We start from the raw sequence: 26,893 nt of genomic DNA on the forward strand, positions 1-26,893 counted from the left end.
GACATTGGTATGAGCCCGCAACCTGACAAACATTTAATTCTGCGTGCAACTCTTTGCCTTAATCACTCAATCATAGACCAGTTCTACGCACTGGTCGCCCACCAGATACTTCAATTCCAGCAACAAGTTGTCATCCGGCTGCACACGCCAGGCATCTCCCAGCTCAATCCGGGTGCTGGCTTCCGGACTGATGTATTCAATCCATACTGGGCTACCGTCACAACGAAACGGCCTTAGGGTACTGTCGATTTTGTCCAGCAGTCCATTCTGAAGCTGGTCAGCATGCAAGTTCAGCTTCAAGCCCTTGCTGAACTGCTTGCGCGCGCTGGGCACGTCCATTACCGAACTGACGCGCATTTTCATCTGCCCAGAGTAGTCATCGTGGCTTACCTGACCTTCAACCACAATCACCTGATCTGACTGCAACAACTCGCGGTTCTCAAAGAAAGCCTCAGAAAACAGTGTAGCCTCAATTCGTGCGCTACGGTCATCCAACGTAATAAAGCACATGGTGGAGCCGGTGCGGGTTTTCATGGTTCGCTGGGCAATGACCAACCCAGCGACCCGTTGCGGTGATTTATTGGGTTTTAGATCTGAAATAGACGAGCGCACAAAACGCCGGACTTCGCGCTCATATTCATCAAACGGATGCCCCGTAAGGTACAACCCTAGAGTGTCTTTTTCGCCTTTCAGGCGCTGCTTCTCGGGCCACTCGCGCACGTCCGCCACATCGGCGTAGGGATCTCCGCCATCAGCGGCCTCCAGCATGTCGCCGAACATATCCACCATGCCGACGGACTCATTACGCGATTGCTGATCCGCTTGCTGAACGGCTTTGGGGATACTGGCCATCAGTTGGGCCCGACTCGCGCCGAGTTTGTCCATGGCACCGGAACGAATCAAGGCTTCCATCGCCCGCTTGTTGATTTTTTTCAGGTCTACCTTGCGGCAGAAGTCGAAAAGGTCCTGATAGGGTTCGCCGCTGGCTCGACCTTCTACAATGGCTTGAATCGGACCTTCGCCCAACCCTTTAATAGCGCCTAAGCCGTACACAATCTGGCCTTCATCATTAACGGTAAAGGTATACTCCGAGCGGCTTACATCCGGCAGCACCAAGTCCAGCTTGAGGTTACGGCACTCTTCAACGAGCGTGACAACTTTGTCCGTATTCTGCATATCTGCGGTCAAAACCGCAGCCATGAATTCGGCGGTGTAGTGCGCCTTCAGCCATAGCGTCTGGTAGGACACCAGCGCATAGGCTGCAGAGTGGGATTTGTTAAAGCCGTAGCCTGCAAATTTTTCAACCAAGTCGAAGATATTTTCAGCAAGGGTTTTGTTGATGCCATTGCCTTCACACCCATCGAGGAAAAACTGTTTCTGCTTGGCCATTTCTTCGGGCTTTTTCTTACCCATAGCCCGGCGCAGCATGTCAGCGTTGCCTAGAGTGTAACCCGCCATCACCTGAGCAATCTGCATAACCTGCTCTTGGTACAAGATAACCCCGTAGGTGGGCTCCAGAACCGGCTTCAAGCCTTCGTATTGATAGTCCGGGTGCGGGAACGACATGGGCTGCTTGCCATGCTTCCGGTCGATAAAGTCGTCAACCATGCCCGATTGCAATGGCCCGGGGCGGAACAGCGCCACCAGAGCGATCATGTCCTCTAGCGAATCCGGCTGTAAGCGGCGAATCAAATCCTTCATGCCCCGGGATTCCAGCTGGAATACAGCGGTAGTATCCGCTTTTTTCAGCATTACGAAGGAGGCCGGGTCATCCAGCGGGATTTCGTTAATATCCAACGGCGGCAATCCTCGGCTCTCTCTCCGCGGATTGATCATTTTCAACGCCCAATCGATGATGGTGAGCGTACGCAGGCCCAAAAAGTCAAACTTCACCAGACCAGCGTCTTCTACATCGTTTTTGTCGAACTGGGTCACCAAACTACCGCCATCATCATCGCAGTAGAGCGGCGAGAAGTCGGTAATTTTGGTGGGTGCGATTACCACACCACCAGCGTGCTTGCCGGCGTTCCGGCACACACCCTCAAGCTTTAGGGCCATTTCCCAAATTTCCTGAGCTTCTTCATCTTGCTCTAGGAATTCCTGAAGACTTGGCTCCTGCTCAACCGCCTTACCCAAAGTCATTCCCACTTCGAAGGGAATCATTTTAGACAGCTTATCTGCGAGACCATAGGATTTGCCCTGCACACGGGCCACGTCTCGCACTACCGCTTTCGCCGCCATGGTGCCGAATGTAATGATCTGGGAAACCGCTTCCCGGCCGTACTTTTCAGCTACGTAGGCAATAACCCGGTCCCGCCCTTCCATACAGAAGTCGACGTCAAAGTCGGGCATGGATACCCGTTCCGGGTTAAGAAAGCGCTCGAACAGCAAGTCGTATTCTAGGGGGTCCAAGTCGGTGATGAGCTGAGCGTATGCAACCAGCGAACCAGCACCGGAACCACGTCCCGGACCAACAGGTACGCCGTTGTTCTTAGCCCACTTGATAAAGTCCATTACGATCAGGAAGTAGCCCGGGAATCCCATCTGGATGATGATATCCAGCTCGAAATTCAGCCGCTTGTAGTAGGCTTCGCGCTTATTGTCGTAGTCAGGATCGTCCTTGGGCAGGGTTTTGGCCAGACGGTCTTCCAAACCATCCTCAGACACTTTACGGAAGTATTCATCCATGGTCATGCCTTCCGGCACCGGATAGTTGGGCAAGAAGTATTCGCCCAACCGCACGGTAACCGAGCAGCGCCGCGCTATCTCGACAGTGTTCTGGATGGCTTCTGGCACGTCGCTGAACAACTCAATCATTTCTTCAGCGCTGCGCAAGTATTGTTGGTCGCTGAAGCGGCGATCACGTCGGGGGTCGTCTAGTGCACGGCTTTCACCGATACAGACCCGAGCCTCATGGGCTTCGAAGTCGTCGGCCTCCAAAAAATGCACGTCGTTTGTCGCTACAACAGGAAGCCCTAACTCCTGAGCAAGCTCGACACTCATGTGCAGGCAGTCTTCATCACCGGGCCGACCAGTTCTCTGTAACTCCAGATAATAAGAGCCCGGGTACAGATTCATCCAATACTCAGCCCGAGTTTTAGCCAGTTCGGGTTTGTCTGCTAGCAACGCTTTGCACACATCACCCATTTTGGCTCCAGACATGGCAATCAAGCCTTCGGCTCTGGTCTCAAGCCATTTGCGCTGAATAATGGGTTTGCCGTAACGCTGGCCCTCTGTGTATCCAAGGGAAATGATTTCTGTGAGATTGAGATAGCCTTGATTGTCCCGGGCTAGCAAGGTTAAACGGAACGGGGCTTCCGGTTCGTCTGGATTCTCTAGCCATAGGTCCGCACCAATAACCGGCTTTATACCTGCACCGGTTGTCGCTTTGTAAAACCGCACCAGCGAGCACATGTTGGACTGTTCCGTGAGGCCCACGGCTGGCATGCCCAACTCCACAACGCGTTGGACCAGCGGTTTGACGCGCACAAGGCCGTCCACCATGGAGTGTTCGGAGTGTACGCGAAGGTGTACAAAAGTCTGCGACATAGCGTCAGGTAATTCCTGCATATGTATTCATTAAAAGGATTTAAGTGGTCGGGAACAACGTGTCCGAGAAGCCCTTACCCGCCAATCAATGCGCGTATATCGGCTTCCGTCTGAGGGCCGAAACGAGCCTCCACGAGATCCCCTTCGGGGTTCACAATGAAGGTTGCAGGTAAGGCAACCGGGAGCTTCCAGTCGAATTCGGGCCCCGGATCCTGACCAAGCATGGTGTATTCAATGCCCATGCGTTTACCGAGATTTACCAGAGCTTCGCCTTTCACACCGTCAAAGTTGACACCCAACACCGTTATATCCGGTGCTTTGTCCAGCTCGTTGAATTCCGGGATTTCTTCCAAACAAGGCTTACACCACTCAGCCCAGTAATTAACTAATACCCACTGGCCCCGCAGATCATTCCAGGCAAGTTTTGGGCCCTCTGCTCTTTCCAGCTCAACTTTTTGGCAACCGGCTAATGCAACCGCTAAAAATACCGCTGCCGTAACGACGACTCTCCGGGTTAACCGGCGGATGTCAGGGTTCTGCACGGGAAAACCTCCTGTTAGACTGCTCGCCACAAATGATTGCAGCTCCATTTCAACAAACAGGCACGAACATGACAGAACCCATCCGGATTTTCCACAACCCCCGCTGTTCAAAATCTCGCCAAGCGCTCGAACTACTTACGGAACGAGGTATTGAGCCGGAGATTATACGCTACCTGGAAACACCGCCAACAGAGCAGGAACTATCCGATATTCTTGAGGCACTCGGCCGCCAGCCGCGTGAACTGATGCGCACCGGTGAAAGTGAATTCAAGGAGCAAGGTTTGGGCAACCCGCACCTTACCCGAGAACAACTGATTGCTGCTATGGTAGCCAGTCCAAGGTTGATTGAAAGGCCCATTGTGATCGCCAACGGCAAAGCTGCCGTGGGACGCCCACCGGAAAATATTCTAACCATTCTTTGATTGTACGACCGTCGACTAAAGGAAGCCAAAGTGTCTGAGCAACTGCCTTATGTTCTTATTCTCTATTACAGCCGCAACGGGCAGACTGCGGAGCTGGCAAGCCAGATAGGCCGCGGAGTCGCAAAGGTGAAGGGTATCGAGGCAAAACTGCGCTCCGTTCCCATGGTTTCGCCCGATACAGACGCATCCTTGCCTCCGGTTCCAGACACAGGTGCGCCTTATGCTAGCAAGTCCGACCTCGCTAATTGCGCAGGTCTGGCTATTGGCAGCCCCACCCGGTTTGGCAATATGGCCGCACCGCTCAAACACTTTCTAGACACCACTGGGGATTTATGGCTAAGCGGCGCCCTAGCAGGCAAGCCAGCGGGGGCTTTCACCTCGACCGGAAGCCTACACGGCGGCCAAGAGGCTACATTACTGACGATGATGATACCTTTGCTGCACCACGGCATGGTGTTATGCGGGCTTCCCTATACTGATGAAAACCTCAGTGAAACCACAACCGGCGGCACACCCTATGGCCCCACACACTGGGCCGGAACTGCTGCGCAACAACCGTTGAGCACACATGAAAAGGCCCTCTGCCAGCTATTTGGTGAACGCCTTGCAAATCTGGCACTTAAGTTAGCTGATTGACACAAACACAGCCTCGCCACGTAAAGCACTTTATACTTTTCGGGAATTCTACAATGCTCCACAACCCCAAAGCCCGGCACACCGCCCACGCAACCCAGTTTTTGTATTTGGCGGTACTGGCAACCCTTTTGATCACCACCTTTTACCCAGCACCGGTTGCTGGCGTGTCGATAGCCCTTATGCTATCCGTTAAACTGATACCGCTGCTCGCACTGGTGGCACCCGTTTTCCGTGGCAACAATAGAGGCTATATTTGGTTAGCTTTTGCAGTGATTTTTTACTTTACTCAAGCAGTGGTTACCTCGTGGCTTAGTCAGGGTGCGCCTGGCCCCGTCGTGCTTATGATCCTGACATTTCTTTTGTTCACTGTGGCCATGATTCATTTAAAAGTGAACCGGCCGGTTGCAGATTGATTCGCCCCAATTCCGAAAAGTGATACTCCATGGCTGATTTCACTAAAGCAGAACACACACCGTCACATTCTTCTAAGCCCCCTGCGCCTCCAAGAAGCACTCTAACACTGCGGGATGTTTGTACGGCACTGGTCAGCGACGGCGAAATCAATCAGGAAAGCGCTGAGCGGGTGCTCTCTGCCAATCTCGGCGCTGCCAGCAGTCAGACAGCAAAACGTCACCCTCTGGAGCTTGTTGCTATTGCGGCGCTCACCAGCGAAAAGAGCGGTAAGACTCTCGATCTCGACCGGCTTACACAATGGTTAGCTGGCTGGGCTGGCCAACCCTACTACCACATTGATCCACTAAAAATAGACACGCCCGCGATTGCCCGGGTTATGTCCTATGCGTTCGCCCAACGCCATGGCATTCTCGCCGTTGAGATTGGGCCGGACGACATAGTCGTGGCCAGTGCGGAACCCTTCAAAACCGACTGGGAGGGCAATCTACACCAAGCGGTGCGCAAAGACATTCGTCGCGTAGTGGCAAACCCCGAAGATATTCGACGTTACTCCGTCGAGTTCTATCAGCTCGCGAACTCTGTGAATAAAGCCAGTGGTGGTCAAGGTCCGGGCAACAGCGCAGGTCATCAGAATCTGGAACAGCTACTGGACTTGGGCGCCAGCGACAGCGCAGATGCCAACGACCAGCACGTTGTACGTATTGTCGACTGGCTACTGCAATATGCCTTTGATCAGCGCGCCTCTGACATTCACATTGAGCCAAGACGCACGCTAACCCACATACGCTTTCGGATAGACGGCGTTTTGCACAGCGTTTACGAGTTTCCAGAACATGTGGGTATGGCCATTACCAGTAGGCTAAAAATTCTGGGGCGACTGAACGTTGCCGAAAAACGCAGACCTCAAGATGGCCGCCTAAAAACTCGCAAGCCCGACAACAGCGAAGTAGAACTTCGTTTGGCTACCATGCCAACGGCTTTCGGCGAAAAAATGGTGATGCGGATATTCGACCCTGATGTGTTGTTAAAATCCTACGAACAACTGGGGTTCAGCCGCGAAGATCGGGAGCGCTGGCAGGAAGCAACCTCAAAACCCCACGGAATTGTGTTGGTTACCGGCCCTACAGGGTCTGGTAAAACCACAACACTGTATTCCACTCTGAAGCAGATCGCTTCTGCCGAGCTGAATGTTTGTACCATTGAAGACCCCATCGAAATGGTGGAGCCAGCGTTCAACCAGATGCAGGTTCAAACCAATATTGACCTGACCTTTGCTTCCGGCGTTCGGGCGCTACTGCGGCAAGACCCCGACATTATTATGATCGGTGAAATACGCGATTTGGAAACCGCTGAAATGGCGGTTCAAGCAGCCCTGACGGGGCACTTAGTGCTCTCAACTCTGCACACCAACGACGCGCCAAGCGCGCTGACTCGAATGATGGAACTGGGCATTCCTCCCTACCTCATCCGTGCAACGGTATTGGGTGTTATGGCCCAACGCTTGGTTCGCACACTTTGCCCGCATTGCAAAGTCTCAGCGCCCGTTGACACGCAGGCCTGGCAGACGCTGACCAAACCCTGGAAAGCTCCGCCACCCAAACACTTCCATAAACCCGTAGGTTGTCTGGAATGCCGCAACACCGGCTACCTTGGCCGTGCGGGCGTGTACGAAATCATGACACTGTCGGGCGCACTCACGAGCCAGATTACTGACCACTGCGAACTTGAACAGCTAAGGCTGGACGCCTATCGAGAAGGCATGAAATCACTGAGGTTGAGCGGCGCACAAAAAGTGGCCAGCGGCCAGACCACCGTTGAGGAAATTCTCCGGGTTACACCGGCAAGTCAACGCTGACTTCAAGGCGAGTGTTTGCTAAACAAAAAACAAGCAGCCGTTATGCTCCCGGCCTCAGTCCACATTGTTCAAGTAGCGATTGCCACGCTTTAGTGTGGGTAGTCACGGCATTATCCAGATTGGCCCACGCACTATCGTGGCCCTGCAAAGCCAGCGCCGAACGGCTCCATTCTTGAAACACTGTCGGCATTACCTTTGCCTGCATAGTGGCAAGTTCAGATAAGGGCTCTATCAAATCTGTGCGGGCGCGACGTATATCGGCGAGGTAGGGTTGGATTTTTCCAATGTAGATACTGAAAAACATACTTTGAACGGTATCAGACTGGCTATTTGGCTTGCCATTGAAGCACAGCGGGCGACTATTCAACCGCTGACGAATGAGGCGTGTGCCGTCTTCGAGACGCGCAGTAACCAGTCGAGCGCTATTGAGTAACTGGCCTGCGCGGTATTCCGCCTGCCAGCGCTGGTGCACCTTGCCCCAAAAGCTCAAATCTATTTCAAGATTCTGCGCAAGAAGTGCTGCCACTGATTTGTTTAACTGGCGGGCATCGCGGGCAAGGTCCGAGAGTGCGTTTTTAGCTTCTACGGGGTACTCACCTTTGGCGAGCGTGAATAGTGTTTCAACTTCTTCCACACCCCAGGTTGCGTTCCACACCGCGATTGGAAGTGATTCACGCTTACTGGCAATGGCTTGCTTTAACACGCCTTCAAGCTCTTCATCCTCTACCGTTTCCAAACACTCAGTGGCGGCCCGGATAAAACGCACCTCATAACGCAACCGGTTAAGGGGTTGCATCACCTTGCCCATAACAGAGTTTTTCTCCCCCACCACATACTGCAACTCACAACCGTACAAGGATAAAAAATCGAGCATACCCAATTCCAGCTCGGGCATTGGCAGTACGCGGTTACGGCGCCGGGGAATGGGCTTCGCTGCAGGCACCTCCGACAATACTGGTTCTGAATCCAGTACCCGCCCAACCCGCTCTACGTATTCCTCCATCATTGGGCGAGCATCCGAGAAGGGATTGCAACCTGTCAGCAACAGCGCGGCCAAGGTGGAAGTGAACAGTCTGACAGCGATGGATGCTGGCATATTTACCTCCTAGACCAGCCCGGATGGGCCCTGGATACCGGTTACCGCTTTTGCAGCAGGGCACCGTCCACCTCGGCAAAATCCCGGGCAACAACTCGCTCTGTTTCCGGCAAATCACCATCACGGATCAACCACGCCGTTTTCATACCCGCAGCCTCGGCCGCCTCAAGCTCGGCTTCAACATCTGAGAGGAACAAAACCGTCTTCGCCTCAACACCAAGCTCATTAAGGATATTTCGGTAGGCTTCTGGTTCTTTTTTGCCACCAATTCTGGTGTCGAAATAGCCTGAAAAGAACGGTGTAAAGTCACCAGCCGTCGTAAAGCCAAAGATCAGTTTCTGGGCTTTCACCGAGCCTGACGAATAAACGTATAAACGCAAGCCACGGTCGTGCCAGTGTTGCAGGTACTGTGCGGCATCTTCATAGATATGCCCCTGCAGTTCGCCTTTCTGATACCCCTGCTCCCAAACCATTCCCTGAAGCGCCTTGAGCGATGTAGCCTTACGGTCCTCGCGAATCCATGCTTGGAGGATTTCAATCAGCGCTTCGGTATCGCCTCTGTCCACGCCTGCATCCTTGGCTACCGAATCCAGTTGTCCGGATACCTCAGGTTTGTCGCAATGCTCGCGGACAAAGCCCGGCAAGTGCTCTGCCGCATAGGGAAACAGGACATCGTGCACAAAAGAGATTGAACTGGTCGTACCTTCAATATCCGTAAGAATGACCCGGATCATGCTGACACCCCCTCTAATTCCTCAAAGCGCGGCAGGCGCGAGGCAATATCTTCCCCGGTAAAGTCTGCAACCCAGCCTTCAGGGTTGGTAAACAAGCGAATACACGTAAACTCCGGCTCCGGCCCCATATCGAACCAGTGCCGTGTGCCCTGCGGCACGCTGATCAGGTCATTTTTCTGGCACTGAACCGCGAACACTTGATTGCCAAAGTGTAGATAGAAAATGCCCTGCCCGCGCACGAAAAAGCGCACTTCGTCTTCACTGTGAATGTGCTCATCGAGAAACTTGTTTCGGAAAGCCCCTTTCTGTGGATTGTCCGGATTCAGACTTACCACATCAGCGGTTTGAAACCCGCTCTCGGCCTTCAACTTTGCAATCTCAGAGCGATAGGCTTCCAGAATCTGTTCTGGCGCTGCATCTGCTGGTAGGTTCTGGGTTGGCCAACGCTCAAAACGGACGCCCTTGCTGTTCAATAACTCGCCGATTTCGCCTGAGTCGTGGGTTACTGTTGGTGCAGATTTCGGGTTGTGTGTGTCAAAAATACTCAAAGTTGTCATGGGCGAACCCTCTTGGTTGCAAGCTCACATTCAAACAAAAATTCAAAGGCTTCCACATGCCGCAGGCAGTCCGCCATGGTTTTGCCCCAGGTATACAGACCATGCCCGCGAATCAGGTAGCCGGGTTGCTCGGGGTGTTCCAGAAACCACTCTCGGGTTTCCCGGGCCAGAGCTTCAATATCCTGAGTGTTTTCAAAAACTGGAATCGTGACCGTCGACTCATGGGTTTCCACGCCATCGAAGGCTTTTTGCAGCTCGTAGCCTTCAAATGTTAAAAGCTCCCCAGCGGGAACGATCCGACTTAGCACCGTTGCGTTAACAGAATGGGTATGCAGAACGGCCCCAACATCCGGGAACACCGGATACAGCACCGTATGCAGCAGCGTCTCTGCAGAGGCACGGCACTCACTTTGCACAGGCTTGCCCTGAAGATCGACAACCATGACATCGCCCGCCCCCAATTGACCTTTGTGGCGGCCGGATACCGTAATGGCAATATGTTCTTGATCTATACGGGCAGAGTAGTTGCTGCTTGTAGCCGGGGACCAGCCACGCCCGTACAGGAAGCGCCCGGCATCCACTATGGCTTCGGCAACAACAGCGTATCGGCTTACATCAAACACGGTTTTACTTTCCAAAAGATGAAGAGCATGGCTCGTGGGTTGTTCGCAAATGATGCCGCGCGGCAATCAAATCAGCAACAACGGAAATGGCAATTTCTGCAGGGGTTTTACTGGGTATATCGATGCCGATAGGTGCACGCAAACGCCGCAGCTCAGCATCACCAAGGCCAAGCGATACCAAACGTTCACGCCGAGCCTCGGATGTTCGTTTTGAACCCATGGCACCCACATAAAACGCTGGCGACTGCAGCGCCGCCAGCAAGCCCATATCGTCTATTCGCGGGTCATGTGCCAGCGCCAACACGCCGCACCAGCTATCGCTAAAAGACTCGATTATCACATCATCCGGCAATCTCCGGTCTAGTGGCAGTTTCGGGTGCCCCCAGCCAGAAGCAAAGGTTTCGCGAGGCTCACAAAGCGTGACAGTAAAATCAGCCGCACCTGCAAACTCTGCCACATAGCGTGCGACTTCTCCGGCACCAATGAGCAGCAGCCGACATTCCGGCTGTAACCTATGACGCAACTCTTGTCCGTCAAACACAATGCTGGGCTCAGAGGCAGACTCAGGCAGCTGCAGCGTCATACTGCTTTGATCCGTGCTTCGATAAGCGCTTTTGGAGATATTTTGAAGGTTGTCTTGGAGAATGACGCGCCGGGCTACTGGGTTGCGATGGCTCAAAGCGTCTGCCAACTGCCGCACATGCGCTATCGCGCTGCTATTGTCTGAAGCGGCACCCAAGGGCTCCACAAGCAACCGAATGCGACCACCACAGGGCAGCCGAAAGTCATCACGGTCGTTGTCGGTAATACCGTAGTCGATAACCACAGGGTAGTCAGAGCCCTCGCGGGCGGTGCGGCGCAGAAGATCTTCTTCCAGACAGCCGCCTGATACGGAACCACTCCATTGCCCCCTGTCACTCACCGCCAACCAAGAACCGGCAGGCCGGGGCGATGAGCCCCAGGTTTCCACAATCGTGCACAACCACACCCGCCTGCCTTGCTCAAGCCATAACAGGACATCTTTAATCACCGATTCATGGCTACCAGTCACCGGAGCGGTAGGGGTTTCAGGCATCGGCTTTCAAAGGCAGACTGCGCTGGCGCTTGCTCGTCAACGCAAAAAGCGCATTGCCCAGGGCCGGAATAACCGGAGGCACACCGGGCTCGCCCACGCCTGTTGGGGCTTCCCTGCTCTGAACAATGTCCACAGCTACCTCGGGCAGCTCATATTGCCGCAGCAGCTGATAATCGTGGAAGTTGCTCTGTTGCACTTGGCCATCTTCGTAGGTTATCTCGCCGTAAAGTGCCGCGGTCAGCCCGAAGATAATCCCGCCTTCAATCTGGTCTTCTACAATGCGCGGGTTAACCACTTGGCCGCAGTCCACAGCACAGAACACTTTATAGACCTTAATGACGCCATTCTCCACCCCGGCTTCTACCACCTGAGCCACAAAGGTTCCAAAGCTTTTGAACAGCGCTATGCCTCGGCCACGACCTTGTGCAACGGGCGTATCCCAGTTGGCTAATCGCGCAGCTCTGTCGAGCACTTCCAGGTGTCTGGGCTGACCCGCCAGCAGTTTGCGACGAAACTGGTAGGGGTCTTCTCCAGTTTCGTGAGCCAGCTCATCCATGAAGGTTTCGACGGCAAAACCATTGTGGGAGTACCCCACTGATCGCCAGAATGTGACCGGCACACCGGGGTCGGTGTGGGTATGGCGAACATCTATGTTATCCACGTTGTAGGGGTACTCTATGGCCCCTTCTATGGCCGACATGTCCTTTGGGGTTGCGATACCTTCGGCAAGCAAGCCGACTTTACCCAAGGTGTCGTACATAAACTTTGGCGCCCAAGGGAACTGGGCTGGCGCAGCATTCCGCACGTACCAGTCCAGCAACTGGGGCCCAACGATTTGGTGATGCCAACCGGTTAGCTTGTTGCCTTCAAAGCCAGCTTGCATCCTGTGCAGCATGGCCGGGCGATATAAGTCGTGCTGAGTATCTTCTTCCCGCGACCAAATCAGCTTCACCGGTGTTTTAACCCGGTAAGCAACCGCCGCAGCTTCTTCAATATAGTCTTGGGTCAGGCGGCGGCCAAACCCACCACCAAGAAAGGTGGTGTTGATGATAACATCACTCGGAGAAAGGTCGGTTACCCTAGCCGCAGCAATACGACCGAGATCGGGAGCCTGTGTAGGCGCCCACACTTCTATGCTGTTGTCCCGGTACCAGGCAGTCGCATTCATCGGCTCCAAAGTTGCGTGGGCCAAATACGGCTGACTGTATTCTGCCTCAAATACCCTCTCTGCTTTTTCAAGAGAGTCTTCATAATCGCCTTCGCTACGCTCCGACTCGCCGCGATCCTCATCCGCCGCCTTTCGATAGGAGGCAAACACCTCATGGGTTGAAAGCGACAAAGCTGCCTCGTTATCCCATTCTACTTTCAAGGCATCCTGAGCTTTTCGGGCACGCCAATATTTGTCGGCAACAATTGCCACGCCGCGTTGGATTTCGAATACATCCAAAACTCCCGGCATAGCACGCACATCGCTCTCATTGAACGCTTTAACCCGCGCACCGTAACGGGGTGGCCGGGTTACAACGCTGTAAACCATCCCGGGTAGCTCAACATCAATGCCATAAACCGCCGTGCCAGTGGATTTGGCGCGCGCATCAAGTCGGCCGCGCTGTTTACCAATGTACTTCCACTCGCGCGCCGGTTTGAGTACTACATCATCGCTTATGGATTCTTTAGCCGCGAGTTCCACCAACTGCCCGTAGCGCATGGAATCCCGACCATTGGGGTGAAGCACCCGCCCCTGAGCCGCGGAGCAATCCGCGGAGTCCACTTGCCATACTCTAGCTGCTGCCATGATCAGCATCTGCCGAGCCGAAGCCCCCGCTGTGCGCAACGGTTCCCAACTGGTCGAAATACTGGTGCTGCCGCCCGTCAGTTGTAGCTTATATAGGGGGTTGCGGTATTCAGGCGCAACTGGCGCAAATCTAGGCGTGATCGCTTCAGGATCAACCTCCAGCTCTTCCGCAATCAACGTAGTAAGGCCGGTGTAGGTACCCTGCCCCATCTCAACCCGGGCTAAAGTAAAGTGAATCTCGTCAGTATTGGTTATCTCAAGCCAGGCGTCTGGTTTCCATTCGCCGGTCTCCTGTGTGTAACCAGTGGGCATGCCAGAACAACCGGGGAGCGCCAGAGACAACATTAGAGAGCCAGATGTACCAGCACTTATTTTCAGAAAGTCGCGTCGATTCATAGCCATATCACCTCTCCTGCCCGGCTGCTGACGCATCGTATGCGAGAGAGCTTGCGGCCACCGACTCTACAGCTGCAATGATGCGCGAGTAGGTGCCGCAACGGCAGAGGTTTCCAGTCATGGCTGCGACAATTTCATTTCGGGCTGGAGCCGGATTGGTTGCCAAAAGATGGGCTGCACTCATGATTTGGCCAGACTGACAGTAACCGCATTGTGGCACACCCTCGGCAATCCACGCTTTTTGTAGAGCATGGAGTTGCCCGTTGTCAGCCAAGCCCTCTATGGTGGTTACTTCACCACCAACCGCGAACTCCACCGGGGTCGAACAGGACCGCACCGGCTGCCCATTCAGATGTACCGTGCATGCGCCGCACAGCCCCGCACCACAGCCGAACTTGGTGCCCTTCAGCCCCAGTTCGTCACGCAATACCCATAACAAAGGGGTATCACCCTCAATATCCAACGAGCGCTGTTCGCCGTTAACTATAAGGCTAAGTGCCATGCCTACTCTCTCCCTATTCTCAACACCGCATGTTGGGTTCTTGCTTTTGTATGGCCGATGGCTGCTTGATGCAGGTATTACTTCACAACTTTTTCGCCGTCTTTATTTACCCAAACTTCGCGCTCATCGGTTTTCATTTTTCCGTTGGAGTCCCACACCTCGCGATTCTGGGTCTTTTCATCAATCTTGCCTTTGTCATCCCAAATCACACGGTCTTTGCAGCCCGCGAGGGCCAAACCAACAAACAATATCAGAGCCATTTTTTTCATGAAAAATCCTTACTTTAGATCGGTTAGTAGGTCGATTAACGCTTCAGATATATAAACCATTCAGAAACACTAGCGTGTGCCGTGCAGTTCGCGGTTGTGCTGCTTGTCCCGGTCACTCTTGCGCACCATGACATAGACTGCTCCGGTTCCACCATGTCGTTTCTGGGCGGAGTGAAACGCCATGACGTCTGCGAGTTCCGGCAACCATTTAGCCAAATAGCTTTTGAGCTGGGCTATGCCATCAGGATTACGTTCACCCTTCCCATGAAGAATCATCACAGACCGTAAGCCGTAACTAACGCAATCTCCAATGAACTGGAACACCTCTTTGCGCGCCTGCTCCACCGTCATTCGGTGCAGATCCAGCCTCGCTTCAATAGGATATTGTCCCAGCCTAAGCTTGCGGAAGACTCCGTTCTGTATACCGGGGCGCTGCCAACTGAGGATGTCGTGCGCGGTTAAAGGCTCCACTATGTCCGAGGTCAGTGGGTTAGAATCTCGAAGCGGTTTTTCCACAGCAGCACGCTGACGCTCCAAGTGACCGGGCGTCAGTTCGCGGGGGGTGGTTATCTCGGCGCGATTGGGCTTTCGGATACGCCGGACATCCTTCATTTCCTCAAGAAAACTGAGGCGATCATTTTTGGTAATCATGGCCGTGCATTTAATAAGCTGCTGAATGAAGGAACTCTACCACTCGGCACGCTTTCCATAAAGAAAGCCGAGGTTTGATCAGACGTGCACCGACCCCATCAAAACGCCCAAGATGCGACCAAAATCGTAGAGTGGACATTGTCCCCAGTGTTCTACACTGTAAATTGACAATAATAATGAAAGGACGGGACCGGCTATGGCAGCAGCAAATCAGGACACAACTCGCCCGCAGAATACTCGCGCCATAATGGTCTTTCTACAGTCACACGCGCCCTTTTCAAACATGGATGACGATCATCTCGCTCACTTTGCGGAGCATGCAACGCTGCGGTTCTACGCCGATGGCGATGTTGTTTTGTCGGCAGAAGATGGCGTCGTTAACAGGTTCTACGTTGTTAAACAGGGACGGATTCGTGGCGAACGACATAATGAGAAAGCGGACAAAACCGAAACCACATTTGAGATAAGTCAGGGCGAGTGTTTTCCTCTAGCGGCCATCATAGGCGAGCGCCCCACTCGAACTCTGCACCGCGCAGCTGGCGATACCTTCTGTTTAAGTATTGAGCAAGACGCGTTTGTAACCCTGATATCCGAGAGCGAGCCATTCCGGGATTTTTGCTTGCGCGGTGTCAGCAGTTTACTGGATCAGGTTAACCAACGCATACAAACCGGCGCCATGGCTTCTATGGGATCCAGCATCTCTTTAAGCACACCACTTGAGCGTTACGCGCTGCGCAACCCCATTGTGTGCAATCCGGATGTGCCAGTGCGCAAAGCCGTTGCCCGCATGCATGAAAATAACGTTGGCAGCATCGTTATCACCGACGATGGCAGGCACCCCATAGGTATTTTTACGCTTCGTGATCTGCGTACCATGATTGCAGAGGAAACGTGCAGCTTAGACGAGCCTGTGGGTCAAATTATGACCAAAAACCCCTGCTGTCTACCTGTACAAGCAGACGCCTTTGACGCGGCCATGCTAATGGCAGAACACCACTTTGCACACCTCTGTGTGGTAGATGAGCATAAGCGTTTGATAGGAATGGTATCGGAGCGGGATCTCTTTTCCCTGCAAAGGGTTGATCTGGTGAACCTCGCTCGCACGATTGGTACCGCCACACACTTACGCACACTGGTTAGCCTTCGTACCGATGTATCCCGCTTAGTGGACGCTATGCTGGCCCACGGGGCAGATTCTGGTCAGGTCGTAAAAATCATTACAACACTTAACGATGTCACTGTGAGGCGAGTACTTGAGCTGAACATAAAGAAAAACGACCCGGGCATAGCCTTTACCTGGCTAACGTTTGGTAGCGAAGGTCGGCAGGAGCAAACCCTGCTGACCGACCAAGACAACGGTATTTTATTCCAAACACCAGAGGGCATGACGGAAGAGCAGGTACGTGAAAAGCTGTTGCCATTCGCCCGAGCGGTGAATGACGAGCTTGCCCAGTGTGGTTTTACCCTGTGCAAAGGCAACATCATGGCCAGCAACCCTAAGCTGTGCCTGAGTGATCACGAGTGGGATGACTGGTTCATCCGCTTCATTGACGCCTCCACTCCGCAAAATCTGGTGTACTCGTCCATCTTTCTCGACATGAGAGCGGTTTTTGGCCCCACCGACTCGTTAAACGAACTTCTTGATAAAGTGCTCGCAAGAATCCAGAAAAACGCGCTTTTCCAAAAGATGCTTGCAGGAAACGCGCTCCAGAGAAAGCCGCCGCTGACCATGTTTCGCAATTTCCGCTACGTCACTGACGGCAAAAAGAACAGCCTGGACCTCAAGCGTCAAGGCCTCGCGCCTTTCGTTGAGGCCGTGCGCGTATTTGCGCTGGCCAACGGTGTGAAAAATGCAAATACGCTTGAGAGGATGGACAAACTGGTTGGGAAGGGTATTTTTGACGACAAAGATGCCAATGCCTGGAAGGACGCCTACAGCCTAATACAAGCTATTCGCATGCGGTCCCATCAGGAAATGCTGGAACGTGGCGAGGAGCTTACGAATTTTATTGATCCGAATGACCTAAATCCGCTAGACCGACGAATTTTACGAGAATCGTTCAGGCAGGCCCAGCGCCTGCAACAAAAACTCGAACTTACCTACCAACTCTGAAGTCAGGCCGCCGCCCATGTTGCAACAGCTCAGACAATGGATTGCACGTCGTCGCACCGGCATAACCGGCACCATAGCGCCAGAGAATACGCCCAAGCCTAAAACACCGGGGGATCAGCTACTTTCTGAGTGCCGCCTGATCGTATTGGATTTGGAGACCACCGGCCTACATCCGAGCAAAGATGAAGTAATCGCAGTTGGCGCAGTCGCTATCAACGGAGGCGCTATCGACCTCAGTGATCAGTTTGACCTCATTCTGAGGCGCCCGGAACTCGACATTACCCAAACGGTTCTAATTCACGGCATCGGCCCGGAAGCCCTCACTCAGGGCCACGAAACCGAGGATGCTCTGCTGTTTTTACTGGAATGGATGAACGGTGACCCGGTTCTCGCCTACCACTCTGCTTTTGATCAGAAGTTTCTTGAGAAAACACTAAAAGCAGAGTTGGGCTACACCCAGAACCATACATGGATGGACGTGGCTGATGTGCTGCCTGCGTTTTTTCCGGATGCCAAAACGGGGGGCAAGGGTTTGGATCACTGGGCCGATTTTTTCGGTCTTGAGGTCAGTGCCCGACACCACGCTGCTTCGGATGCATTGGCAACTGCTGAACTCACATTAATTGCGCTAAACAAAGCACACAAAGAAGGCCTCAAAACCCTGCGAGAGTTGCACGACAAACTACGCTACCACCGCCGCCTGAGAAACATACACCACAACTGATTAAGGCGCCTGAAGGCCTTGGTAACAGGCCTACTCCAAGAAAAAACTCAAGATTTAGACCTTTTGCCAATATCTATAAATCGCCCGCAATGTAGAGTCAAAGAGGAGGACAAGTAGGGGAAATACTAATATGAATAACAAACTCTCTGGTTCGCTCAGCTCACCGAAAAAACACCACGGATAAACAACAACAAGACAGGAGTAATCCTATGCCAGGTCATAGCTACGATGCTGAAAAGTACTGGAAGGCGAACCTTCGCCTTATATTTGGGAGCCTTATTGTCTGGGCTCTGGTCTCATACGGTTTTGGAATCGTTCTGCGCCCTATGCTTTCAGGTATACCAATCGGCGGCACCGATCTGGGTTTCTGGTTTGCTCAACAGGGCTCTATTCTCACGTTCATTGGACTTATCTTCCACTACGCGTGGCGCATGAACAGACTCGATAAACAATTCGGCGTAGACGAGGAGTAAGCGTATGAGCCAATTTGCAATCAACATCATGTTTGTAGGTGGTTCCTTCCTCATCTACATCCTTATTGCTGTCTGGGCCAAGGCTGGCAGCACAAAAGACTTCTACGTAGCCGGTGGCGGTGTTCACCCAATCACCAACGGTATGGCTATTGGTGCCGACTGGATGTCTGCTGCGTCCTTTATATCCATGGCAGGCATTATTGCCGCTAGTGGTTATGCAAGCTCCGCTTACCTAATGGGATGGACCGGCGGCTACGTTCTGCTAGCAATGCTCTTGGCGCCTTACCTGCGCAAGTTCGGTAAGTTCACGGTTCCAGAGTTTATCGGTGATCGCTTCTACAGCAAGCAAGCTCGTTTGGTTGCAGTCATCTGCCTAATCGTAGCATCGCTTACTTACGTTATCGGCCAGATGGCGGGCGCTGGCGTTGCTTTCTCTCGTTTCTTGGAGGTTGACTCTACAACCGGTCTGATGATCGCTGCTGTTGTGATCTTCATCTACTCTGTACTTGGTGGCATGAAAGGTATCACCTACACACAGGTTGCCCAGTATATTGTTCTGATCATTGCCTATACCATTCCTGCGGTTTTCATCTCTTTCCAGCTAACCGGCAACCCTGTTCCGGCATTGGGCCTGTTCTCAACACACATTGATTCTGGCATGCCGATTCTCGACAAGCTGAATCAGGTCATTACTGATGTTGGTTTCAGTGAATATTCCGCAGATGTTGATAGCCACCTGAACATGGTTCTATTCACCCTGACCCTGATGATCGGTACAGCCGGCCTCCCCCACGTTATCATCCGCTTCTTCACAGTTCCGAAGGTTGCTGATGCTCGCTGGTCGGCAGGTTGGGCTCTGGTATTCATTGCCCTCCTGTACCTGACAGCGCCTGCTGTTGCGTCCATGGCTCGGTTAAACTTGATGACAACCGTTTACCCCGATGGCACAGCTGCCGAGCCGATTCGCTACGAGGATCGCCCACAGTGGGTGAAAGAGTGGGAAGTCACCGGCCTGATCAAGTACGTTGATAAAAACGAAGATGGCCGCATCCAGATGTATAATGACGGATCCGACCCAGCCGCCCAAGCGTTTAAGCCACAGGCTGAAGCTCGTGGCTGGGAAGGCAATGAGCTGGATGTGAACCGTGACATTATCGTACTCGCCAACCCCGAAATAGCTAATCTTCCTGGCTGGGTTATCGGCTTGATTGCTGCTGGCGGCCTTGCTGCTGCACTATCGACAGCGGCAGGTCTCCTGTTAGCCATATCTTCGGCAGTCAGCCATGACTTGATTAAAGGCTCAATCAATCCGGGCATCACAGATAAGGGCGAACTATTGGCAGCCCGTATCTCCATGGCCGTTGCGATCGTTGTGGCAACTTATTTGGGTGCCAACCCGCCCGGGTTTGCGGCTCAAGTTGTGGCCTTGGCCTTTGGTATTGCTGCTGCCTCACTGTTCCCCGCGCTGATGATGGGTATTTTCTCCAAGCGCATCAACAATACCGGGGCGATTGCGGGTATGCTGAGCGGCTTGGTATTCACGCTGTCGTATATCTTTGTGTACAAGGGATGGTTCTTCATTCCGGGCACAGCCAACCTGGCGGACATCCCAGCGAACTGGGTACTTGGAATCTCACCTCTGTCGATTGGGGCCATTGGTGCACTGGTCAACTTTGCGGTAGCCTTTGCTGTAGCAAATGCAACTGAAGAGCCGCCCGTTGAGATTCAGGAGCTGGTTGAAAGCGTTCGCTACCCTCGCGGTGCCGGGCAAGCTCAAGACCACTAAGCAATAAACTGACCTGATTAACTCATCGAGTTGACGGGTTGTTCTAAACGGGCTTCCTCTGTGAGGAAGCCCGTTCTTTTTTAAGGGATAACTTTTATGTTCTGGACTCTTGTCGCCACTGTATTCTGCGGCCTTGGTGCCGCTGGCGTCGCTTTAGGTATCCGGGCGGTTACTCGCAACATGGCGCCTAAGTGGATTATTCCAGTATTTGCCGGCGCTGGCATGTTGGGATATTTGATTTACGGAGAGTACACGTGGTTTGACCACAAGCAATCGCGCCTGCCTGACGAGGCAATCGTAGTGAGCACAGAACGCAAAGGGATTTTCTGGCGCCCATGGTCTATGGTCTATCCGTATGTGACCGCATTCTCCACTGTAGATACAGACAGTATTGGGCGGGATACCAATAACCCGGACATAGTCCGATTCACGCTTTACCACTTTGAGCAGAAAGTGACAGACACCGTTTCGCACCGCGTACACATCATTAACTGCGCAACCCGCGAACTCATTCCTATTGGCTCTGATGGAACACCACGGGTAGACAATCTCAAGGTTTTGGAATCGGTCGACCCGCTTTATTCCACGGTATGTCCCGGCTAACATTCTAGCGACTTGTTCAGGCAACCCGTCTTACCTGAGGAAAATGCATAAATATGATTAGTGTTTGGCTGCTGGTCTTAATTTCCATCACCTACATTTCAATCCTGTTTATCATCGCTTGGGCAGGTGATAAGCACCCCGGGCTGTATCGCAAGCGTTTTGCCAGAACCCACGTCTATTCTTTATCTTTAGCGGTCTACTTTACATCCTGGACCTTCTATGGCGCTGTTGGTCGCGCCACCCAAGAAGGGCTGGGATTCCTACCAATTTATCTTGGTCCGCTGCTGGTATTTGTCTTCGGTGCACCGCTGTTACGCCGCATTATCTATATAAGTAAGCGCAACAACAGCACCTCTATCGCAGACTTCATTGCCTCACGCTACGGCAAATCCCAATTACTCGCGGCCATGATCGCTACCTTTGCACTAATTGGCAGCGTGCCCTACATCGCACTTCAACTGAAGGCCATCGCCATGGGCTTCAGTGTACTCTCAGACACAGGCGTTGGTGCTCAGGAACTGAGTACCGCCGCCTGGAACGATGCGGCTTGGTACATCACCCTAGCCCTAACTGTCTTTACTGTGCTTTTCGGTACCCGCCACTTGGAATCCACTGAACACCATCGCGGCATGATCCAGGCTGTGGCTTTCGAATCATTAATCAAACTTGTCGCCTTTGTCGCCGTCGGGCTTTTTGTTGGGTACGGGCTTTACAATGGTTTTGGGGACCTTGTTCATAATGTAAAACAGGCAGATTTGACCGGTATTCTAACAACCGATGCTATTGAAGCACCGGCGTTCATAACACAAACGCTCGTTGCCATGCTTGCCATCATCTGCCTGCCGAGACAGTTCCACGTTATGGTTGTAGAGAATGCCGACCACCGGGACTTTGAAGTTGCACGCTGGGCGATGCCCGTTTATCTCATTGTAGCCAGCGCATTCGTTCTACCCATTGCGGCTGCTGGTCTGCTGGCGCCGGAAGCCATGGCCAGCAACCCCGATATTCTTATACTGCAGCTGCCCATTATGGCCGGTAAAGAATGGCTGGCCATCCTTGCGTTTCTTGGCGGTGGCTCAGCGGCAGCCGCTATGGTTATCGTGTGCTCGGTCGCCATTGCCACCATGGTTAGCAATGAAATTATCATGCCAGCCCTGCTCAAGTTTTTCCGGCCGCGGATGAACCGCCAGACAGACCTGAGCTCCCTCCTGCTGGGCATTCGTAGAGTGGCTATTTTTATCGTCTTGCTTACGGCCTACGGCTTTTACCGGATGGCGGGAGAAGACTATAGCCTGACTTCATTCGGGCTACTCTCTTTCGCAGCCGCCGCACAATTTGGACCAGCGCTTGTGGGAGGCATCCTTTGGCGCCGTGGGAATGCAACCGGCGCCGCTTGGGGGTTAGCGCTCGGCTTTCTTATGTGGTGCTACACGTTGCTCCTCCCCGCTTTAACGTCAACCGGCTGGTTCACTGACTCTCTCATCAACGAGGGTATATTGGGCCTTGGCTGGACGAGGCCGACTGCACTTTTCGGTTTACAGCTCGACCAAACCAGCCACGGTATTATCTGGAGCCTTGGCATTAACACCTTGGTTTACATTCTGCTTTCGCTAGTAACTCGTCAACGGGTGCGCGAAAAAATCCAAATCGCTTCTTTCTTCCACGATCCCCATCCAAAAGGCGATACGGTTCACCATCAAGGTTGGCAGGGTGAAATACTCACCTCTGACTTGCAAGCACTTAGCGACAGATTCATGGGAGAGGAACGCTCAGAAACCGTTTTCCGTAACTATGAGCGTCGTAACGCGGTTAGGCTGCATCCGCACCGTCCAGCTTCCTCTCACTTGATGAAATATATAGAACGCCAACTCGCATCGGTGATTGGTGCGTCGACTGCCCGAGTGGTTTTGGAGTCGACCCTGACTGGCCGCGACATGCAGATTGAAGATGTGGTCAGCATTGTTGACGAGGCGTCGCAAGCCATGACGTTTAGCCGAGAACTACTACAGTCGGCTATCGAAAACATTAGCCTTGGCGTCTCGGTGGTCAACCAGCAGCAGCAACTGGTTGTTTGGAATCACCGTTATCTGGAACTTTTCGCCTATCCAAAAGGTTTCGTAAGAGTCGGACGCCCGGCAGAAGACCTAATGCGCTACAACCTGACCAACGCCAACCTGCCCGCGCGACGTATCGATGAAATCATATCCGATCATTACGCCAGCATGCGTGAAGGCCAGCTTATTTCCTACGAGCGCCAAAGGCCGGACGGCACCATCGTTCGTGTTGATGGCAGCCCGATTCCCGGCGGTGGCTACGTCACCACATTTCAGGACATCACACCAATGCGCCGCACGGAGCAGGCGCTGAAAGAAACCAACACGTACCTTGAGCAACGGGTGAAAGAACGCACTCAAGAGCTGCAGGTTATTAACGAACAAATGCTCAAAGCCAAGTCTGTTGCCGAACAAGCCAATCAGAGCAAAACTCGCTTTCTTGCCTCCGCCAGTCATGATCTATTACAGCCCCTAAATGCTGCGCGCTTATTTACATCCGCGCTTGCCGGTAAAGCCAATAATACCGAAACCAAAGATCTTGTTGACCATATCGATAGCTCACTGGGTGCAGCTGAGGAGATCATCAGCACCCTTCTAGATATATCCAAGCTCGACGCTGGCGCTTTGGAGTCTGACCTTGGGGTCTTTCCGGTAAACGACATCATGCGCCATCTGGCCACAGACTTTACTGCCATCGCAGAAGACCAAGGCCTGAAACTTCATGTAGTACCAAGCAGCGCTTGGGTTTACTCAGACTCCAAACTACTCAGGCGAGTGGTACAGAACTTTCTCTCCAACGCAATACGCTACACTCCCGAAGGAAAAATCCTGTTGGGCTGCAGGCGCCTGAAAGGCTACCTTCGCATTGAGGTTTGGGATACTGGTCCAGGTATTCCAGATGATCAGCTCAACTTCATTTTCGAAGAATTCCGACGCTTCCAGCATGGGCGAGACAAAAAAGGCCTAGGTCTTGGCCTTGCGATTGTCGACCGAATCAGTGGCATGCTCAATCACCCTGTGAGTGTTCAGTCAATTCAGGGCAAAGGTAGCGTCTTTGGCATTACGGTTCCGCTCGCTGCTGCGGATCAGGCCTATAGAGCCGCTGAAACATTAGCAACAACGAGCGCCCGCCGCGTTTCCAGCCTTGGTGGGCTGAGCGTACTCTGTATCGACAACGACCCGGCGATACTCCAAGGAATGGTCGCTCTTTTAGGAAACTGGAAGTGCGATATTACCGCTGCGGAGAGCCTTGAGCATGCGTTAGAGCAACTGGAATCCAAACAACCAGATATTATACTTGCGGACTACCAGCTTGATGATGATAAGAACGGTCTCGATGCAATGGATGCAATTCGTAAATCAGTCGGATGCGACATTCCAGGTATTTTAATAACTGGCTATATGGCATCTGAAGTTCGCGATGACGCTATCGAGCGCGGATATCAGATTCTATATAAACCGGTTAAACCGGCAGCCCTACGAGCTATGGTGAACAAGCTCCTGAAGCAAAAACGCTCATGAGCACGCCCGATAGCGCTTCCGCACCGGATACTAGTGCCTTCGGGAAGCTAACTTACTTGGTGGTTGACGACTTTGAGAACTTCAGGATCTCAATGCGCCATATGCTTCGCAGTTGCGGTGCGAATAATATAGAGCTAGTTGCCCATGCCAAAGCAGCTATACAGTATTGCACCTACAATCACGTTGATGTCGTGCTGTGTGACTACAACTTGGGTGAAGGCAGAAACGGACAGCACATTCTTGAAGAACTGCGTCACAAGAAACTTCTTAGAAGATCGTCACTGTTTTTAATGGTCACATCCGAGACATCCAGAGAAATGGTCATGGGTGCTCGCGAATACCAGCCAGACGCCTATCTCGCAAAACCAATCAATCGGGCAATGCTGGAGAAGCGCCTCGTTAGTTTGATTAATCAACGCAATGCCCTGCTTGCGATCAATCGCGAAATCGATCGTCAAAACTACCCGGAAGCGATTTCACTTTGCACTGCTGCGATTACACGGCTACCCCGCTACAGAACTTGGCTAATGAAAACCCTTGGGGAGTTATACCTGCAACTGGGGGATCTAACCCACGCCATCAAAGTTTATGACGAGGCTCTAGCCCAGCGTGAGCTGTCTTGGGCAAGACTTGGGCGAAACAAGGCTTTACTTGCCAATCACCGGTACGCAGAGGCCGTTGAAAGCTTGCAGCGTATGATCGACAGTCACCCTGATTATATGGAGGCTTACGACCTTCTTGCGGAAGGCCTTGAACGCCAGCATAACCCCGGAAAAGCCCAGAGGATTCTGGCGCAGGCGATAAACCAGTCCCCTAATGCGCTCCACCGGCAAAAACACTTAGCGGAGCTCGCTGAATCCAATCAGGACATGGAGACGGCTGCCGAGGCATGGCGCCAAACGGTTCGCCTTGGAGCTCACTCCATTCATAACAGTGCCAACCACCACCTTTCATTGAGTAGAGCTCTTTACGAACTAAGCGATGAGAACACAAGCATCGAGGGAGAGAAACTCGCGAATGAGGCTTTGTCGGTTCTTGAAAGCATGGAGAAGCGATACCCGGACAACGAAATACTTGAACTTCATAGCATGGTCATTCAGTGCAGGGTTCATGCGGGTCAGGGGCATTTTGATAAAGCCCACTCTATTCTAGAGAGCGTGCGAGCAAAACTAAGTGGTGTCGATGTTTTGGAGCTAGAGGCAGGGCTGGACTATGCCAGAACCTTATACCGGCTTGAGCTTGGGAAGGAAGCAAGAGCAATACTTGGCGAACTGACAGAGCATTACGGAGATGAACCTGACTCAGCGAGAAAAATCGAAAGCCTACTGGATGAGCCAGTCAGCTTTCGCGTTAAAATAAAGGCCCGTCGCTTCAACCGGGAAGGTATTGCGGCTTTCGAGTCTGGCAACCTATCAGAAGCAGAGGCAATCTTCTCCAAAGCACTTGAAATAATACCCACCCATCCTGCGCTGAACCTCAATCAGGTTCAGGTGCTACTGAAACAGTACAATAACAACAGCAAAAACAGGAAAGCTCTGTTGGAACGTTGCCAACAACATCTGAACTGTTTGGATGACCTTCCTGAACAGCATGCTCAGTACAGGCGCTACTTAGCACTGAAACGCAAACTAGAGGCTCTTAACCTATGAACAATCGAAATATCGACTTTTCCATGGTTTTAGCTTTAGCAGTGCATGATATGAAAAATTCGCTAGGAATGCTGCTTAACTCGCTGGATGAATTGAGAGCACAACACGCAACCAATCTAAAAGACTCCAATAGTTTTAACACCCTTCAATATGAAGCTGAGCGCATACACAACGATCTCGTACAGCTTTTGGGCATCTATAGACTTGGCGAAAACAACCTTTCTGCGCATATCGAAGAGCAGTACCTACCAGATTTTTTGTCAGATCACCTTGCCAGACACTCGCCTCTTCTTGAGGGGCTTGGTATTGAGTGCTCTATTGATGCTGAGCCGATAAACGGTTTTTTTGATGCAAACCTTCTAACGGGAGCACTGAACAACATCATTAACAACGCCATTCGCTATACAAAAAGCAAAATCAGGTTAAGCGCACGAGAAAACGAGGGGTTTCTTGTAATCAGAGTAGAGGATGACGGAAAGGGTTATCCAAAGAGTATGCAACACACCGGAACGCTGAGCTTCAAGTCTCTGGACTTCAATACTGGTAGCACCAGCCTTGGGCTTTTCTTTGTTTCTGCCGTGGCCAGTCTGCATAGCGAAGGAGATCGAAACGGCTGTATTAAGCTTCACAACGGTGGTGAACTTGGCGGTGGGGTTTTTGAAATTTGGCTTCCTTGATTAAGCAAATCTCAGGCATAAAAAAACCCCCACCGGGGATCCGGAGGGGGTTTTAGGTATTAAGAGTCTGACGATGACCTACTCTCACATGGGCAAGTGCCACACTACCATCGGCGCTGGCTTGTTTCACTTCTGAGTTCGAGATGGGATCAGGTGGTTCCAAGCCGCTATGGTCGT

23 protein-coding genes and 1 rRNA gene are annotated in these 26,893 nt (G+C 52.5%); 12 read left to right on the forward strand and 12 right to left on the reverse strand.

All coding sequences use genetic code 11. The annotated features are described in order from the left end of the window. Positions 1–66 precede the first annotated feature (66 nt). Both dnaE and FE845_RS15135 read right to left on the reverse strand, forming a co-directional pair. On the reverse strand, positions 67–3,549 hold the full coding sequence (gene dnaE / locus FE845_RS15130; RefSeq protein ID WP_200366381.1) for a DNA polymerase III subunit alpha: 3,483 nt from the start codon (positions 3,547–3,549) through the stop codon (positions 67–69). 74 nt (positions 3,550–3,623) lie between these two features. Continuing rightward, the gene (locus tag FE845_RS15135; protein WP_413785087.1) at positions 3,624–4,091 is read right to left on the reverse strand and encodes a TlpA family protein disulfide reductase; all 468 of its coding nucleotides are present in this window, start codon (positions 4,089–4,091) and stop codon (positions 3,624–3,626) included. Positions 4,092–4,159: 68 nt separating this feature from the next. On the opposite strand from FE845_RS15135, the gene arsC reads away from it, so the two are divergent. From arsC to FE845_RS15155, 4 genes are read left to right on the forward strand one after another with little or no spacing between them, the layout of a single operon-like run. Continuing rightward, positions 4,160–4,513: an arsenate reductase (glutaredoxin) gene (gene arsC, locus FE845_RS15140; RefSeq protein ID WP_200366385.1), complete on the forward strand. Its 354-nt coding sequence runs from the start codon at positions 4,160–4,162 to the stop codon at positions 4,511–4,513. Positions 4,514–4,543: 30 nt separating this feature from the next. Continuing rightward, a complete protein-coding gene (wrbA, locus tag FE845_RS15145; protein WP_200366387.1) occupies positions 4,544–5,149 on the forward strand; it encodes an NAD(P)H:quinone oxidoreductase in 606 nt (201 codons plus the stop codon). 53 nt (positions 5,150–5,202) lie between these two features. Beyond that, a complete protein-coding gene (locus tag FE845_RS15150) occupies positions 5,203–5,562 on the forward strand; it encodes a DUF2069 domain-containing protein (RefSeq protein ID WP_200366389.1) in 360 nt (119 codons plus the stop codon). Between the two features lie 29 nt (positions 5,563–5,591). Further along, on the forward strand, positions 5,592–7,418 hold the full coding sequence (locus FE845_RS15155; protein ID WP_200366400.1) for a GspE/PulE family protein: 1,827 nt from the start codon (positions 5,592–5,594) through the stop codon (positions 7,416–7,418). Between the two features lie 40 nt (positions 7,419–7,458). On the opposite strand, the gene FE845_RS15160 is transcribed toward FE845_RS15155, so the two are convergent. From FE845_RS15160 to smrA, 9 genes are all read right to left on the reverse strand, one after another. After that, on the reverse strand, positions 7,459–8,514 hold the full coding sequence (locus FE845_RS15160) for a DUF3080 domain-containing protein (protein WP_227714403.1): 1,056 nt from the start codon (positions 8,512–8,514) through the stop codon (positions 7,459–7,461). 41 nt (positions 8,515–8,555) lie between these two features. Beyond that, entirely contained in the window at positions 8,556–9,248 is a 693-nt protein-coding gene (gene mtnC, locus FE845_RS15165; protein ID WP_200366402.1) for an acireductone synthase, read from the reverse strand. Continuing rightward, the gene (locus tag FE845_RS15170) at positions 9,245–9,805 is read right to left on the reverse strand and encodes a 1,2-dihydroxy-3-keto-5-methylthiopentene dioxygenase (RefSeq protein WP_200366404.1); all 561 of its coding nucleotides are present in this window, start codon (positions 9,803–9,805) and stop codon (positions 9,245–9,247) included. The genes mtnC and FE845_RS15170 overlap by 4 nt, the downstream gene beginning before the upstream one ends. Beyond that, positions 9,802–10,428, reverse strand: coding sequence for a methylthioribulose 1-phosphate dehydratase (locus FE845_RS15175; protein WP_200366414.1), 627 nt, complete (start codon positions 10,426–10,428; stop codon positions 9,802–9,804). Before FE845_RS15175 ends, FE845_RS15170 begins: the two co-directional genes overlap by 4 nt. A 4-nt stretch (positions 10,429–10,432) precedes the next feature. Next, a complete protein-coding gene (locus FE845_RS15180) occupies positions 10,433–11,503 on the reverse strand; it encodes an XdhC family protein (protein ID WP_200366416.1) in 1,071 nt (356 codons plus the stop codon). Further along, positions 11,496–13,700 carry a xanthine dehydrogenase family protein molybdopterin-binding subunit gene (locus tag FE845_RS15185; RefSeq protein ID WP_200366419.1) on the reverse strand — a complete coding sequence of 735 codons (2,205 nt, stop codon included), beginning with the start codon at positions 13,698–13,700 and terminating at the stop codon, positions 11,496–11,498. Before FE845_RS15185 ends, FE845_RS15180 begins: the two co-directional genes overlap by 8 nt. 1 nt (position 13,701) lies before the next feature. After that, positions 13,702–14,196, reverse strand: a complete 495-nt coding sequence (locus FE845_RS15190; protein WP_200366421.1) for a (2Fe-2S)-binding protein — start codon at positions 14,194–14,196, stop codon at positions 13,702–13,704. Between the two features lie 77 nt (positions 14,197–14,273). Further along, on the reverse strand, positions 14,274–14,465 hold the full coding sequence (locus FE845_RS15195) for a hypothetical protein (RefSeq protein WP_200366423.1): 192 nt from the start codon (positions 14,463–14,465) through the stop codon (positions 14,274–14,276). A gap of 69 nt (positions 14,466–14,534) precedes the next feature. Next, complete coding sequence (gene smrA / locus FE845_RS15200) at positions 14,535–15,116, reverse strand: DNA endonuclease SmrA (RefSeq protein ID WP_200366425.1); 582 nt, start codon at positions 15,114–15,116, stop codon at positions 14,535–14,537. A 196-nt stretch (positions 15,117–15,312) separates the two neighbouring features. On the opposite strand from smrA, the gene FE845_RS15205 reads away from it, so the two are divergent. From FE845_RS15205 to FE845_RS15240, 8 genes are all read left to right on the forward strand, one after another. Further along, positions 15,313–17,229: a putative nucleotidyltransferase substrate binding domain-containing protein gene (locus FE845_RS15205; protein WP_200366434.1), complete on the forward strand. Its 1,917-nt coding sequence runs from the start codon at positions 15,313–15,315 to the stop codon at positions 17,227–17,229. A gap of 16 nt (positions 17,230–17,245) precedes the next feature. Then, entirely contained in the window at positions 17,246–17,953 is a 708-nt protein-coding gene (locus FE845_RS15210; protein ID WP_200366437.1) for a PolC-type DNA polymerase III, read from the forward strand. 209 nt (positions 17,954–18,162) lie between these two features. After that, on the forward strand, positions 18,163–18,426 hold the full coding sequence (locus FE845_RS15215; protein WP_200366440.1) for a DUF4212 domain-containing protein: 264 nt from the start codon (positions 18,163–18,165) through the stop codon (positions 18,424–18,426). A gap of 4 nt (positions 18,427–18,430) precedes the next feature. Next, positions 18,431–20,212, forward strand: a complete 1,782-nt coding sequence (locus FE845_RS15220; RefSeq protein WP_200366442.1) for a sodium:solute symporter family protein — start codon at positions 18,431–18,433, stop codon at positions 20,210–20,212. 96 nt (positions 20,213–20,308) lie between these two features. After that, entirely contained in the window at positions 20,309–20,815 is a 507-nt protein-coding gene (locus FE845_RS15225; protein ID WP_200366444.1) for a hypothetical protein, read from the forward strand. A 53-nt stretch (positions 20,816–20,868) separates the two neighbouring features. Then, complete coding sequence (locus FE845_RS15230) at positions 20,869–24,390, forward strand: PAS domain-containing hybrid sensor histidine kinase/response regulator (protein WP_200366446.1); 3,522 nt, start codon at positions 20,869–20,871, stop codon at positions 24,388–24,390. Further along, the gene (locus tag FE845_RS15235; RefSeq protein WP_200366448.1) at positions 24,387–26,039 is read left to right on the forward strand and encodes a tetratricopeptide repeat-containing response regulator; all 1,653 of its coding nucleotides are present in this window, start codon (positions 24,387–24,389) and stop codon (positions 26,037–26,039) included. The genes FE845_RS15230 and FE845_RS15235 overlap by 4 nt, the downstream gene beginning before the upstream one ends. Next, entirely contained in the window at positions 26,036–26,716 is a 681-nt protein-coding gene (locus FE845_RS15240) for a sensor histidine kinase (protein WP_200366450.1), read from the forward strand. Before FE845_RS15235 ends, FE845_RS15240 begins: the two co-directional genes overlap by 4 nt. A gap of 65 nt (positions 26,717–26,781) precedes the next feature. Here the strand turns inward: FE845_RS15240 and rrf are convergent. Beyond that, positions 26,782–26,893: ribosomal RNA gene (gene rrf, locus FE845_RS15245) — 5S ribosomal RNA — on the reverse strand; the annotation flags it as partial.

Source organism: Marinobacter sp. 1-4A, from assembly GCF_016597725.1.
Lineage (GTDB): Bacteria > Pseudomonadota > Gammaproteobacteria > Pseudomonadales > Oleiphilaceae > Marinobacter.

Coding starts and splice junctions, on each gene's coding strand:
- FE845_RS15180 (WP_200366416.1), bottom strand. CDS start 11,503: ATGCCTGAAACCCCTACCGCTCCGGTGACTGGTAGCCATGAATCGGTG.
- arsC (WP_200366385.1), top strand. CDS start 4,160: ATGACAGAACCCATCCGGATTTTCCACAACCCCCGCTGTTCAAAATCT.
- FE845_RS15195 (WP_200366423.1), bottom strand. CDS start 14,465: ATGAAAAAAATGGCTCTGATATTGTTTGTTGGTTTGGCCCTCGCGGGC.
- FE845_RS15215 (WP_200366440.1), top strand. CDS start 18,163: ATGCCAGGTCATAGCTACGATGCTGAAAAGTACTGGAAGGCGAACCTT.
- FE845_RS15225 (WP_200366444.1), top strand. CDS start 20,309: ATGTTCTGGACTCTTGTCGCCACTGTATTCTGCGGCCTTGGTGCCGCT.
- smrA (WP_200366425.1), bottom strand. CDS start 15,116: ATGATTACCAAAAATGATCGCCTCAGTTTTCTTGAGGAAATGAAGGAT.
- FE845_RS15240 (WP_200366450.1), top strand. CDS start 26,036: ATGAACAATCGAAATATCGACTTTTCCATGGTTTTAGCTTTAGCAGTG.
- FE845_RS15185 (WP_200366419.1), bottom strand. CDS start 13,700: ATGGCTATGAATCGACGCGACTTTCTGAAAATAAGTGCTGGTACATCT.
- mtnC (WP_200366402.1), bottom strand. CDS start 9,248: ATGATCCGGGTCATTCTTACGGATATTGAAGGTACGACCAGTTCAATC.
- FE845_RS15210 (WP_200366437.1), top strand. CDS start 17,246: ATGTTGCAACAGCTCAGACAATGGATTGCACGTCGTCGCACCGGCATA.
- FE845_RS15235 (WP_200366448.1), top strand. CDS start 24,387: ATGAGCACGCCCGATAGCGCTTCCGCACCGGATACTAGTGCCTTCGGG.
- FE845_RS15155 (WP_200366400.1), top strand. CDS start 5,592: ATGGCTGATTTCACTAAAGCAGAACACACACCGTCACATTCTTCTAAG.
- FE845_RS15205 (WP_200366434.1), top strand. CDS start 15,313: ATGGCAGCAGCAAATCAGGACACAACTCGCCCGCAGAATACTCGCGCC.
- dnaE (WP_200366381.1), bottom strand. CDS start 3,549: ATGTCGCAGACTTTTGTACACCTTCGCGTACACTCCGAACACTCCATG.
- FE845_RS15220 (WP_200366442.1), top strand. CDS start 18,431: ATGAGCCAATTTGCAATCAACATCATGTTTGTAGGTGGTTCCTTCCTC.
- FE845_RS15170 (WP_200366404.1), bottom strand. CDS start 9,805: ATGACAACTTTGAGTATTTTTGACACACACAACCCGAAATCTGCACCA.
- FE845_RS15160 (WP_227714403.1), bottom strand. CDS start 8,514: ATGCCAGCATCCATCGCTGTCAGACTGTTCACTTCCACCTTGGCCGCG.
- FE845_RS15190 (WP_200366421.1), bottom strand. CDS start 14,196: ATGGCACTTAGCCTTATAGTTAACGGCGAACAGCGCTCGTTGGATATT.
- FE845_RS15150 (WP_200366389.1), top strand. CDS start 5,203: ATGCTCCACAACCCCAAAGCCCGGCACACCGCCCACGCAACCCAGTTT.
- FE845_RS15230 (WP_200366446.1), top strand. CDS start 20,869: ATGATTAGTGTTTGGCTGCTGGTCTTAATTTCCATCACCTACATTTCA.